At 65.2% G+C, this 11994-nt stretch carries 11 protein-coding genes; 7 read left to right on the top strand and 4 right to left on the bottom strand.

Annotated features, from left to right (window positions below; all coding sequences use genetic code 11):
- Positions 1–172 precede the first annotated feature (172 nt).
- A complete protein-coding gene (gene galU / locus RAD16_RS32060) occupies positions 173–1048 on the bottom strand; it encodes a UTP--glucose-1-phosphate uridylyltransferase GalU (protein WP_458161822.1) in 876 nt (291 codons plus the stop codon).
- Between the two features lie 207 nt (positions 1049–1255).
- Between galU and RAD16_RS32055 the strand changes: the two genes are divergently transcribed.
- The gene (locus tag RAD16_RS32055) at positions 1256–2644 is read left to right on the top strand and encodes a lytic murein transglycosylase (RefSeq protein WP_458161827.1); all 1389 of its coding nucleotides are present in this window, start codon (positions 1256–1258) and stop codon (positions 2642–2644) included.
- 183 nt (positions 2645–2827) lie between these two features.
- Entirely contained in the window at positions 2828–4543 is a 1716-nt protein-coding gene (locus RAD16_RS32050; protein ID WP_458161821.1) for an SGNH/GDSL hydrolase family protein, read from the top strand.
- A gap of 152 nt (positions 4544–4695) precedes the next feature.
- On the opposite strand, the gene RAD16_RS32045 is transcribed toward RAD16_RS32050, so the two are convergent.
- Together RAD16_RS32045 and RAD16_RS32040 are read right to left on the bottom strand one after the other, a co-directional pair.
- Positions 4696–5073, bottom strand: coding sequence for a CsbD family protein (locus tag RAD16_RS32045; protein ID WP_458161820.1), 378 nt, complete (start codon positions 5071–5073; stop codon positions 4696–4698).
- Between the two features lie 160 nt (positions 5074–5233).
- Positions 5234–5971, bottom strand: a complete 738-nt coding sequence (locus tag RAD16_RS32040) for an SDR family NAD(P)-dependent oxidoreductase (RefSeq protein WP_458161819.1) — start codon at positions 5969–5971, stop codon at positions 5234–5236.
- 98 nt (positions 5972–6069) lie between these two features.
- Between RAD16_RS32040 and RAD16_RS32035 the strand changes: the two genes are divergently transcribed.
- The gene (locus RAD16_RS32035) at positions 6070–6849 is read left to right on the top strand and encodes an SDR family NAD(P)-dependent oxidoreductase (RefSeq protein ID WP_458161818.1); all 780 of its coding nucleotides are present in this window, start codon (positions 6070–6072) and stop codon (positions 6847–6849) included.
- 208 nt (positions 6850–7057) lie between these two features.
- The gene (locus tag RAD16_RS32030) at positions 7058–7945 is read left to right on the top strand and encodes a TauD/TfdA dioxygenase family protein (protein WP_458161817.1); all 888 of its coding nucleotides are present in this window, start codon (positions 7058–7060) and stop codon (positions 7943–7945) included.
- A gap of 185 nt (positions 7946–8130) precedes the next feature.
- Here RAD16_RS32030 and RAD16_RS32025 read toward each other — a convergent pair whose 3' ends face one another.
- On the bottom strand, positions 8131–8775 hold the full coding sequence (locus tag RAD16_RS32025; protein ID WP_458161816.1) for a YqgE/AlgH family protein: 645 nt from the start codon (positions 8773–8775) through the stop codon (positions 8131–8133).
- Positions 8776–8917: 142 nt separating this feature from the next.
- Here RAD16_RS32025 and RAD16_RS32020 point away from each other — a divergent pair, with 142 nt between their 5' ends.
- The 3 genes from RAD16_RS32020 to RAD16_RS32010 all read left to right on the top strand — a co-directional run bounded on the left by RAD16_RS32020 (position 8918) and on the right by RAD16_RS32010 (position 11933).
- Positions 8918–9757 (top strand): protein-disulfide reductase DsbD domain-containing protein, encoded by an 840-nt coding sequence (locus RAD16_RS32020; RefSeq protein ID WP_458161815.1) that lies wholly within the window; start codon positions 8918–8920, stop codon positions 9755–9757.
- A gap of 251 nt (positions 9758–10008) precedes the next feature.
- Positions 10009–10404 (top strand): hypothetical protein, encoded by a 396-nt coding sequence (locus RAD16_RS32015; protein WP_458161814.1) that lies wholly within the window; start codon positions 10009–10011, stop codon positions 10402–10404.
- 161 nt (positions 10405–10565) lie between these two features.
- A complete protein-coding gene (locus RAD16_RS32010; protein ID WP_458161813.1) occupies positions 10566–11933 on the top strand; it encodes a flippase in 1368 nt (455 codons plus the stop codon).
- Positions 11934–11994: the final 61 nt, after the last annotated feature.

Here is an 11994-nt window from a genome sequence, read left to right as displayed (position 1 = left end):
TGCGTGCGGATAGCGGCCGGTCCGTCGGAAAGATGATCGAACAACATCGTTGTCTCCAGGTTGAGTGCTTCAGCAACCTCAGTCTGGCCTCAGACCCGGTCGCTATCCACTCCCCATGGAATCTTCGTCGCTTCGCTCCTCGCAATGACGCGCGGGGAGACAGCGGTCGCGCTTACTGCCCCAGATACTTCTTCATCTCTGCGATCAGCCCGTCGCGCAGCTCGGGCCGCTGCAGGCCGTAGGCGATGTTGGCGCGGAGGAAGCCGGGCTTGGAGCCGCAATCATGGCGCTCGCCCTCGAACTCGACGCCGTAGAACTTCTGCGTCTTGGCGAGGCCTATCATGGCGTCGGTGAGCTGGATCTCGCCGCCGGCGCCGCGCTCCTGCGTCTCCAGGATCTTGAAGATCTCGGGCTGCAGGATGTAGCGGCCGGTGATCGAGAGGTTGGAGGGCGCGGTGCCCTTGGCCGGCTTCTCGACCATGCCGTCGACCTCGAACATCTTGCCGGTGCGTTTTCCCACGCCGCAGATGCCGTATTGATGGGTGAGATGGTCGGGCACCGCCTCGACCGCGATGACGTTGGATTTCTCGCCGAGCTTGTTGGCGGTCTCGATCATCTGCTTCAGGCAGCCCGGCGTGTTGAGCACGAGCTCGTCGGGCAGCACCACCGCGAACGGCTCGTTGCCGACGATGTCGCGCGCGCACCAGACCGCGTGGCCGAGGCCGAGCGGCGCCTGCTGGCGGGTAAAGCTGACGGCGCCGGCTTCCGGCTGGTTCTGCGCCAGGATCTCCTGCTCGGCTTTCTTGCCGCGCGCAGCGAGCGTCGTGTCGAGCTCGAACATCTTGTCGAAATGATCTTCGATGACGTTCTTGTTGCGACCGGTGACGAAGATGAAATGCTCGATGCCGGCTTCGCGCGCCTCGTCATAGACGTACTGGATCAGCGGCTTGTCGACGATGGTCAGCATTTCCTTCGGCATCGCCTTGGTGGCGGGCAGGACGCGGGTGCCAAGGCCGGCGACGGGGAATACGGCTTTGCGAATTTTCATGGGATTGATCGAATACCTGAGGAGATACGTGACGGGAGCAATGTCATCTTGCTAGCCTGTTTGCAGCCGCTAACAAAGGCGGATGTGGGGCCTCGCGATCACAGAGTTAAGAAAAAAGCAGCCAACAAAATTTCATCTTTGTTAAGCTATTGGCAACTGTAACCGGGCCTCCTGAGGGCGGATTTCTGGCCGGACGGGTGAGGTATGATGCAATCGGTGGCAGCGCTGACGAAACGTGCTGGATTTGTGACCGGCGTAACGCTGGTTGCCTTGCTGCTGCCGGCTTCCGCGCACGCCCAGGCGCAGAACGGCCTGTCGAACCTGTTCGGCGGTATTTTCTCCGGCCCGAATCCGACGCCGTCGCAAGCCCTGCCCGGCCCCGGCGGCGCGCAAACTGGAGCGTTACCTTGGACCGGCGAGGACGGCGCGTCCGGCCATCCGCTGATGACGGCGGCGGCGATCCGCGAGGCGGCCGGCAATTTCGACAATTGCGTCGCAGGGATGTGGCCGGATGCCGCACGCCGCAACATCACGCAGGAGAATTTCCAGCGCTTCACCGCCGGGCTCTCGCCCGACCTGCGCATCATGGATTTGATGGACTCGCAGCCCGAGTTCACCAAATCGATCTGGGACTATCTCGACATCCTCGTGAACGACAACCGCCTCGCCAAGGGCCGTGAGGTGCTCGCCAAATACAAGGCGCAGTTCGACGCCACCGAGAAGGCCTATGGCGTCGACCGCTACATCATCGCCGCGATCTGGGGCATCGAGTCCAATTACTCGACGCAGATGGGCGACCGCAGCGTGCTGCAATCGACCGCGACGCTCGCCTGCATCGGCCGCCGCCAGGCCTATTTCAAGGACGAGTTCCTGTCGGCGCTGGAGATCCTCAACCGCGGTGACCTCAAGCCCGAGCAGATGCGCGGCTCCTGGGCCGGCGCGTTCGGCCCGACCCAGTTCATGCCGACTGCGTTCAAGCGCTTTGCCGTGGATGGCGATGGCGACGGCCGCCGCGACGTCGTCGACAATCCCACCGACCTGATCGCCTCCACCGCCAACAACCTCAAGAAGGACGGCTGGCAGGCCGGCCAGACCTGGGGCTTCGAGGTCGTGGTGCCCCAGGGCTTCAACTACATGCTGGCCGACCGCGCCAAGGCGATGACCATTGCGCAATGGGAGAAGCTCGGCTTCAAGCGCCCGACCGGCCAGCCCTTCCCGCACCCGGCGGAGAAAGCCTATCTGCTGGCGCCCGCAGGCGCGCAGGGCCCGGGCTTCCTGATGCTGCAGAACTACCGGGTCATCATGAAGTACAACCCGGCCGAGGCCTATGCGCTCGCGATCGGCCATTTCGCCGACCGCTTGCGCGGCGGACAACCCTTCGTGCAGCCCTGGCCGCGGCAGGAGCGCGAGCTGTCGCGCACCGAGCGGCTGGAACTGCAGCAGCTTCTCGCCCAGCGCGGCTTCTACAAGGGTACCCCGGACGGCCAGTTCGGCGGCCAGACCCGGGAGGCCCTGCGCAATTTCCAGGCCTCGATCGGGGTCCCCGCGGACGGATTTGCCTCCTCCGACGTGCTGGACAGGCTGCGCGGGCGGTAAAATCGCGCCGAAAGTAACCCTGAACAGGGATTTTACCTGGCTGCCTTGACGGGAGCGGCTGTTCCCCGGTGTATGAGGTCAAGAATCTGTCAAAGAATCTGCAACGGAATCTGCCCGTTTGGCGCCTGATTCCGTTATTATATCGAACCAACTCCGATCCCCATTGCGCGTGCCCGAGATCGCATGTCGAAGCCAAAGTCCTTCTTCAAGGCGCTGACCGAGACCGGCCCGTTGATCGCGCTGGGGACGGCGCTTGCGATTTTGGTGTCGGTCGCAGGGCCGGCCTCGGCGCAGTTCTTCAACTTCCCCGGCTTCGGCGGCCCGCCGCAGCGCCAGGCCCCGCCGCCGCGTAACGGCGGAGGCGGTGGCGGCTGGTTCGGCGGCGACTTCTTCACGCCGTTCCAGCAGCAACAGCCGCAGGCACCGCGCCAGGATTTTTCGCGCGCGCCCTCACCGGCCAAGCGTGACACCGTTGCCGACAAGAACGTGCTGGTGATCGGCGACGCCATGGCCGACTGGCTCGCCTATGGCCTCGAAGACGCCTACAGCGAGCAGCCCGACATGGGCGTGATCCGCAAGCACCGCACGACATCCGGCCTGATCAAGTACCAGCCGAAGGGCGAGCCCTCGGACTGGGCTGCCGCGGCCAAGGGCATCCTCGAGACCGAGAAGCCCGACGTCATCGTCGTCATGCTCGGCCTCAACGACCGCATCTCGATCCGCGAGCCGGTGACGGAAAAATCCGACAAGGCCTCGGACAAGGACAAGAAGAACGACAAGGGCGCGCGCGCCAAGCAACCCGCCAAGCCCGGCGAGGCCAAGCCCGATGTCGCCGCCAAGCCGGACGACAAGCCTGCCGATGCCGACCTGCCGCAGGACGACGCCGACAACGCCGACACGCCGGCCGCAGCGCCGGAGAAGACCGTGCGCAACCCGAACGGCCTCTACGAATTCCGCGACGAGCGCTGGGTCGAGCTCTACGGCAAGAAGATCGAGGAGCTCGCAGGCGTCCTCAAGAGTAAGGGCGTGCCGGTGCTCTGGGTCGGCCTGCCCGCGATCCGCGGCCCGAAGGGCACCGCAGACATGCTGTTCCTGGATTCGCTCTACCGCGAAGGCGCGGCCAAGGCCGGCATCACCTATGTCGACGTCTGGGACGGGTTCGTGGACGAAGCCGGCCGCTTCCTCCAGAAGGGCCCGGACTTCGAAGGCCAGATCCGTCAGCTCCGCAGCTACGACGGCGTCTACTTCACCAAGCCGGGCGCGCGAAAGCTCGCGCACTATGTCGAGCGCGAGATCACGCGCCTGCTCGCGGGACGCTCCGGCCCGATCGCGCTGCCGAGCGAACCGGCGACGCCCGACACCAGCGCCGAGCCCGGCAAGCCCGCGCCGCGGCCGCTCGCCGGTCCGATCGTGCCGCTGGTCGCGGCCTCGATCACGACCGATCAATTGCTGGGCGGACCGGGCTCGCGTCCCGCGGCCGTCGATGCGCTCGCCGCGAAGACGATGGTGAAGGGTGAGCCGCTGGCGGCGCCGGCCGGCCGCGCCGACGATTATGCCTGGCCGCGCCGCGAAGTCGGCCGTGAGCAGGCCAAGGGCGATACGCCGATGGCCGCGACGACGCCCGAAGGTAGCAACCCGAATGCATCGGGCACGCCGGGGGCCGCTGCGGCGATCGCGCCGCCCAAGCCGCTCGCGCCGAAGAAGCCGCCGGTGGTGCAGCAGCCGGCGCAGGCGGCGCCGTCATCGTCATTCCGCGATTTCTTCGGCTTCGGCTCGCCGCAGCCGGCACCATCGCCGCGTCAATTCGTCCCGGCGCCGCGCAATCCGAATCCCAATTTCAATCCCGGCATTCCGCGTCCGCCGGGTAACGTCGGGCGTTCGGCCGAGATGTTCCGGTAGTCTCGTGTCCCGGACGCGCTGCAGCGTGTAACGCTGCTGCGCAGAGCCGGGACCCAGTTCTCACAACATTCAGAAACGAATGGGCCCCGGCCCAGCAGCGCAACACTGCGTGCTGCGCTGCGTCCGGGGCACGAGAGTTGGGGCGTTGGTTACTAGCTATAATAACGCCAGCGCGACGGCGGCGGACGGCGCGCGGGGCGCGACATCAGCAGCGCCAGCGCAAAACCGATGCCGCCGGCGATGAGCAGCGCGCCGAGCGGATTGTCCTGCACCTTCTTCGACAGAGCCTGCGTGCCGTCGCGAAGCGTCTCGCCGCTGTTGTCATAGGCGTCCTTGGCATAGCTCGCCGCGGTGTCGGTGGCATCGCGCACGGCGTCCTTGGCCTGGCCGTAGAGATTCTGCACGGTGCCCGCGGCTTCGCGCGCCTTGCCCGACGCCTGTGTCTGCGCATCGCCTGCCATGTCTCCGATGGCGCCTTCCGCACGTCCGGCGAATTCCTTGGCCGATCCGACAATCCGATCCTTGTCCATGATGCTCCTCCTCGGGGGTCTGCCCAAGTAACCGATCAGGAGGAGCGCAGTTCCAAGTAATGACGAAAGTGTCGAAGGCGTAGCGCGTAGTCCCGGATGAGCGAAGCGACATCCGGGACTTTGCTTGCACCGTTCCCTGGTATCGCTCCGCTCACCCGGGCTACAGAATAAGCCCGCCATCGACGACCAGCGTCTGCCCGATGATGTAGGACGACAGCGGCGAGGCCAGGAACAGCGCCGCGCCCGCCATGTCGGCCGGCGTACCCAGGCGCCGCAGCGGAATGCGCGACAAGGCACCTTCGAGCCGCTTGGGATTGTCGGTCGTCACCTTCGTCATCTTGGTATCGACGAGCCCGGGCGCGATGCCGTTGACGCGGATGCCGTCCTCGGCCCACGCCTCGCCCAGCGTGCGCGTCAATCCGACCGCGCCGGTCTTCGATGCGTTGTAGGCGGGATTGCCCATGGTGGAATGATAGGCCGCGGTCGAGGACACCATGATCACCGCGCCCTTCGAATCCCGCAACATGGAATGAAAGCGCGTCGCGCAGGCCATCAGGCTCATGAGGTTGACCTCGACGACCTTGCGGAAGCCCGCCATCTCGAACTCGCCGCGGCGGTAGATCACCGCACCCTGCGCGAGCACGAGAATGTCGAGCCGGTCGAACGACGGGTCGAACGCTTCGATCGCGCTGGGATTGCTGACATCGAGCTGCGCGTAAGCAAGACCCGCGAGATCGGAGCCTTCTCCCGCCGAATATTCCGCTGCACGAGCGCGCGTGCCGCACACCGCAACTGCTGCGCCTCTCGCGCGAAAAGCTTGCGCGATGCCGTTGCCGATGCCGCTGGAACCACCGACGACCAGCACCTGCTTGCCTGAAAAATCCAGCTCGTTCGCCATCGCGGCCTCCCCTTTTGTTTTGCTTGTTTGACCTGTCTGCGGATCGGTGCCAGCCTTGTCAATCATAACAACAAACAAGACGGCACGAGGAAACAGCCATGTCCGAGTTCAAGCAGCTCAGCCGGTCGGTGAAGGGCCTGACCGTTCTCGTCACGGGTGCGGCGAGCGGCATGGGGTGTGCGACCGCGCGCGTGTTCGCGGATGAGGGCGCGAACGTCGCCGTCACCGATTATGACGAACAAGGTGCGCATGCTGTTGCGAAGGAGATCGCGGCAAGCGGCGGCGCGGCGAAAGCATGGAAGCTCGATGTCGCCGACGGCGGCGAGATCAAGCGCGTGGTCGGCGATGTCGCCGCGCATTTCGGCGGGCTCGACATCATCGTCAACAATGCCGGCATCTCCGTGCGCGTCGCGATCGACGACGAGGCTTACGAAGACGCCTGGGCGAAAGCCATCGCGGTGATGCTCACGGCGCATCCGCGCATCATCCGCGCTGCATTGCCGCACCTGCGCAAGTCGAAGAGCCCGCGCATCGTCAACATCGCCTCCACCGAGGCGCTCGGCGCCACCGCTTTGCACAGTCCGTATTCGGCGGCGAAGGGCGGCGTCGCCAGCCTCACGCGCTCGCTTGCGGTCGAGCTCGGCCGCGAGGGCATCACCGTCAACTGCATCTGCCCGGGACCGATCCGCACAGGGATCACCGACCGCATCTCGGAGGAGCACAAGACCATCTACGCCAAGCGCCGCACGGCGCTCGGCCGCTACGGCGACCCGGAAGAGGTCGCGCATATGACGCTGAGCCTGTGCCTGCCGGCGGCGTCGTTCCTCACCGGCGCCGTGATCCCGGTGGACGGCGGCCTGATGGCGCGGAATGCGTAAGAGGCGTCAGTGGTGCGTAGCCCGTATGAGCGAAGCGACATCCGGGACTTTGCCTGCACCGTTCCCGGGTATCGCTGCGCTCACCCGGGCTACATCGTGCCTGCTACGGGCAGCCATGCGCGGCGAGCGTTGACAACCACGGGTGCGAGAGTAGCTTTTTGGGCCAGCAGAGCGGGACCAACCGCTCGCGGTTCGCGGGAGAGACGCCATGACGATCGCCATCCGGCAGCTTCAGACGCATTTTGTCGGCGAGGTGTCCGGCCTCGATCTGCGAAAGCCGCTCACACCGGACGAGGCGCGCGAGGTCGAGGCCGCCATGGACAAGTACGCCGTGCTCGTCTTCCACGACCAGGACATCACCGACGAGCAGCAGATGGCCTTTGCGCTCAACTTCGGTCAGCGCGAGGATGCGCGCGGCGGCACGGTGACCAAGGAAAAAGATTACCGGCTCCAGTCCGGCCTGAACGACGTCTCCAATCTCGGCAAGGACGGCAAGCCGCTGGCCAAGGACAGCCGCACGCATCTGTTCAATCTCGGCAATTGCCTGTGGCATTCCGACAGCTCGTTCCGCCCGATCCCGGCAAAGTTCTCGCTGCTGTCGGCACGCGTGGTGAACCCGAAGGGCGGCAACACCGAATTCGCCGACATGCGCGCGGCCTATGACGCGCTCGACGACGAGACCAAGACGGAGATCGATGACCTCGTCTGCGAGCATTCGCTGATGTATTCGCGTGGATCGCTCGGCTTCACCGAATATACCGACGACGAGAAGCAGATGTTCAAGCCGGTGCTGCAGCGGCTGGTGCGGACGCACCCGGTGCATCGTCGCAAGTCGCTGTATCTGTCATCGCATGCCGGCAAGGTCGTCAGCATGAGCGTGCCGGAGGGGCGGCTGCTGCTGCGCGATCTCAACGAGCACGCCACGCAGTCAGAGTTCGTCTACGTCCACAAATGGAAGCTGCATGACCTCGTGATGTGGGACAACCGCCAGACCATGCACCGCGTCCGCCGCTACGATCAGTCGCAGCCGCGCGATATGCGCAGGGCGACCGTGGCGGGGACCGAGCCGACGGTGCAGCAGCAGGCCGCGGAGTAGCTGGCTGTTGTGCCGCGCAGGACGGGACGACCGATGACGAGAGCGCGACCGCCTCAACCAACTCCGTCATTGCGAGCGCAGCGAAGCAATCCAGAATCTCTCTGCGGAAAGATTCTGGATTGCTTCGTCGCTTCGCTCCTCGCAATGACGGCGGTGAGAGCGATGCCCCCACACACACCGGAAAGCTACGCGTGCCCCGCCTCGTTCGAGAGCATGCCGGGGTCGATGCCGATCTTGCGCAGGGCTCGACCGTATTTCTCGTCGACGTCGTCGCCGAAGATCAGGTCCACATCGGCGTCGCAATGCAGCCAGCCGTTGCTCTGGATCTCGGTCTCGAGCTGGCCCGGCGCCCAGCCGGCATAGCCGAGCGCGAGAATGGCGTGCTTGGGGCCGGAGCCGTTGGCGATCGCGCGCAGGATATCGACAGTTGCGGTGAGGCAGACGCCGTCGTCGATCCGGAGCGTCGCGTTCTCGATGTAGAAGTCGCTGGAGTGCAGCACGAAGCCGCGGCCGGTATCGACCGGACCGCCGCGCAGCACCTTCATGCTTTCGGCATTCTCGGGCAGCTTGATGTGCTCGCCCTTCTTGATGATGCCGAGCTGCTGCAGCAGCTCGGGGAAGTCGATGCTGCCGGCGGGATGATTGACGATGATGCCCATCGCACCTTCCGCCGAATGGGCGCAGAGATAGATCACCGAGCGCTCGAAGCGCTCATCGCCCATCACGGGCATTGCGATCAGCAGCCGGCCGTCGAGATAGCCCCCCGAATTGGGGAGCGGCGGGCCCGCGCTGCGGGTGCTTTCGCCCGTTCTCTTGCCTGTGGGAGTCATCGGTAAAGCACTCCGGTTTCAATTCCTATCCTGATGTCGGGCCGGGCCGCTGTCAAATCAAGGCTTGCAGGGACTTGATTCGAATGCATCCATCACAAGCAATTCAATGGTTTGCCCCGGGGTGACCCTGTAAAGACGTGCCATGCTCACACAAGTTCCCCTGCGTGCGGCGATTGGCGTCGCGACAACCCTGCTTGCGTCGTCGCTGGCGATGGTAGCCCGTGCCGATGATTCTTCACCATGGCAGCGTGACGGACATTCCGCGGTGCGGCTGCTGGCGGGCTCGCGCAGCGGCGCTGTGCTGCTCGGCGGTATCGCCTTCCAGCTCCAGCCCGGGTGGAAGACCTATTGGCGCATGCCGGGTGATTCCGGCGTCCCGCCGCGGTTCGACTTCTCGAAGTCGGACAATGTCGAGGCGGTGACGGTGATGTGGCCGGCGCCGCTGAAGTTCGACGACGGCGCGGGCGGCCATTCGATCGGCTATCACGACCAGATCGTGCTGCCCCTGCGCATCGTCGCCAAGGCCGCCGACAAGCCGGTGACCCTGCGCGCCGAGATCAACTATGCGGTGTGCGAAAAGCTCTGCATTCCCGTCGACGCCAATGTCGAGCTCGGCTTCAACAACGTCGCCTCGACCGAGGACGCGAATCTGCGCGCCGCGCTGGACACCGTGCCGAAGCCCGCCACGATCGGCGATCCCAATCCGCTCACCATCCGCGACGTCAGGCGCGACGGGCCCAAGAACGTGCTGGTCGACGTGGTCGTGCCCGACAGCCGCAACGTCCATCTCTACGTGGAAGGGCCGACGCCCGATTGGGCGCTGCCGATCCCGGAGCCGGTCAAAGAGAGTCCGCCGGGCGTGAAGCGGTTTTCGTTCGAGCTCGACGGCCTGCCGCCGGGCGCCAAGCCCGACGGCGCGGCGCTGAAATTCACGCTGGTCGGGCCGGAGAAGTCGTACGAGTTCAATACGAATTTGGAGTGATCTCTCCCCGTCTCCCCGGCCCCCGTGCATCATTGCAGACGAGAACGTATCCTCGAGAAGACGCAGACGTCAGCCTCTGAGCTCAAGCGGAAATCTCACGATCAGCCGGAGCATGACCGTTCGTGGACCCAAGCAGTCCCAATCTTGGCGCTGCCATTTTTGCCGTAGTCGCATAGTCAGGCTCGCAAGCGCCGGGTAGCCTACTGCTACACGTGGCATTCTGCGCCACGTCCAACTGCACGGAGCAAGCCATGATGAGTCTAAAAGTTCTTGGCGCGGTCGTGATTGCGGCAGCCGCCCTGTCCAGTTCTGATGCACTAGCACAGGCAGCCCTCTCCAATCCGGACGTCTGCGAAGCCGAATTCTCCACCTGCACGGGTCTTGGATCCCCGACTGCCAACTACGGCGCCCCTGGATATCGGCAATCAGCTCGGCGAGCGGCGCATCGCCAGGCGGCGGCCGCTCCCGTCGGCAGCTGGGGCGCCCCCGGTGGCAGCTGGGGCAATGCCAACGCCATGTACGGCGGCTACGGCGGCGAATACGGCTGGAACGGCAACTGGAGCCAGTATGCCGCCCGCAACGGCATCGTCTGCAGGCCCGGCACCTATTACAAGGGTGCTGACGGTATGCGCCATCTCTGCCAATAGCTCTTCCACTCTGAGGCTAAATCAGGCGGCCCCAAGGGCCGCCTGATTCATGCCTGGAGCCGGGACAACATCGGCGACCCAACCGAATCTTAACGAATGGTTGATAGGCCCCAAGGCGACCGCAGCAAGCCTGCCGCATGCGGATGCCTTGGGGACTCTTCGTGGCCGTGATGGATGCAGAACCCGCAACGACCGGACCGGCCGGGCTGATCGCGCGGCTGCGCGGCAAGCTGACCGACGGGTCGAGCGAGGCGTCGCTGACGCGGCGGCTGGCGGGCACCATCTTCATCATCCGCGTGATCAGTGCGGGGCTTGCCTATTTCTCGCAGGTTCTGCTCGCGCGCTGGATGGGCACGTCCGACTACGGCATCTATGTCTATGTCTGGACCTGGGTGCTGCTGCTCGGCAGCATGATGGATTTCGGCATCTCGGCCTCCGCGCAAAAGATCATTCCGGAATACCGCACCAGCGGCGATCACGCGCTGCTGCGCGGTTTTCTCTCCGGCAGCCGCTGGCTGGTCTTTGCCGTCTCCACGCTAATGTCGCTCGGCCTCGCCGGAATCGTCAAACTGCTGTCACCCTGGATCAATCCAGCCGAGGAGCTGCCGCTCTATATCGGCTGCATGACGCTGCCCGCCTTCGTCGTCGCCAACACCCAGGACGGCATCGCGCGCTCGCATGACTGGATGCAACTCGGCCTGATGCCGCAATTCATCATCCGCCAAGCGCTGATCATCGGCATCACGGCCTCTGCCTTCCTGCTCGGCTATCATCTCGGCGCGGTCGCGGCGATGGTCGCGAGCGCGGGCGCGGTGTGGATCGCGATGACCGGGCAGATGGTGGTGCTGAACCGCAAGCTCGCCGATCACATCGAGCCGGGCCCCAAGGCCTATGACATCGGCGGCTGGCTCGCCGTGTCGCTGCCGATCCTGCTGGTCGAGAGCTTCTATCTGCTCTTGTCCTACACCGACGTGCTGGTGCTGCAGCAATTCCGCCCGTCCGACGAGGTCGGCGTCTATTTCGCCGTGGTGAAGACGCTGGCGCTGGTCTCCTTCATCCACTACGCGATGGCGGCGACGACCGCACATCGCTTCGCCGAATACAACGCCAGCGGCGACAAGGCGCGCCTGTCGGCCTATGTCGCGCATGCCATCAACTGGACGTTCTGGCCGTCGCTGGCGGCGACCATCGTGCTGCTCGCGCTCGGCAAGCCGCTCTTGTGGCTGTTCGGGCCGCAGTTCACGGTCGGCTACGACATCATGTTCGTCGCCGCGATCGGCCTCGTCGTGCGCGCTGCGATCGGCCCGGTGGAGCGCCTGCTCAACATGCTCGGCCAGCAGAAGATCTGTGCGCTGGCCTACGCGCTCGCCTTCGTGATGAATGTCGTGCTCTGCATCGCGCTGGTGCCGCGCTTCGGCGGCCACGGCGCCGCAGCCGCGACCTCGATCTCGCTCACCTTCGAGACCGTGCTGCTGTTCTGGATCGTGCGGCAGCGGCTCGGCCTGCACGTGCTGGCGTTTGGAAAATAGGCGCTACGCGCCTACCGGCGCCGGGGAACGGCGCGTTTGCTGGACCCTGGGCCGGGAGGCG

The organism is Bradyrhizobium sp. 18BD (assembly GCF_054185225.1).
The sequence above is the reverse complement of the archived record's forward strand: the minus strand, read 5'-3'. Positions and strand labels throughout refer to the sequence as shown.

Bases quoted from the DNA above. Each gene is read 5' to 3' on its own strand.
- galU (WP_458161822.1), bottom strand. From the start codon at position 1,048: ATGAAAATTCGCAAAGCCGTATTCCCCGTCGCCGGCCTTGGCACCCGC.
- RAD16_RS32055 (WP_458161827.1), top strand. From the start codon at position 1,256: ATGCAATCGGTGGCAGCGCTGACGAAACGTGCTGGATTTGTGACCGGC.
- RAD16_RS32050 (WP_458161821.1), top strand. From the start codon at position 2,828: ATGTCGAAGCCAAAGTCCTTCTTCAAGGCGCTGACCGAGACCGGCCCG.
- RAD16_RS32045 (WP_458161820.1), bottom strand. From the start codon at position 5,073: ATGGACAAGGATCGGATTGTCGGATCGGCCAAGGAATTCGCCGGACGT.
- RAD16_RS32040 (WP_458161819.1), bottom strand. From the start codon at position 5,971: ATGGCGAACGAGCTGGATTTTTCAGGCAAGCAGGTGCTGGTCGTCGGT.
- RAD16_RS32035 (WP_458161818.1), top strand. From the start codon at position 6,070: ATGTCCGAGTTCAAGCAGCTCAGCCGGTCGGTGAAGGGCCTGACCGTT.
- RAD16_RS32030 (WP_458161817.1), top strand. From the start codon at position 7,058: ATGACGATCGCCATCCGGCAGCTTCAGACGCATTTTGTCGGCGAGGTG.
- RAD16_RS32025 (WP_458161816.1), bottom strand. From the start codon at position 8,775: ATGACTCCCACAGGCAAGAGAACGGGCGAAAGCACCCGCAGCGCGGGC.
- RAD16_RS32020 (WP_458161815.1), top strand. From the start codon at position 8,918: ATGCTCACACAAGTTCCCCTGCGTGCGGCGATTGGCGTCGCGACAACC.
- RAD16_RS32015 (WP_458161814.1), top strand. From the start codon at position 10,009: ATGATGAGTCTAAAAGTTCTTGGCGCGGTCGTGATTGCGGCAGCCGCC.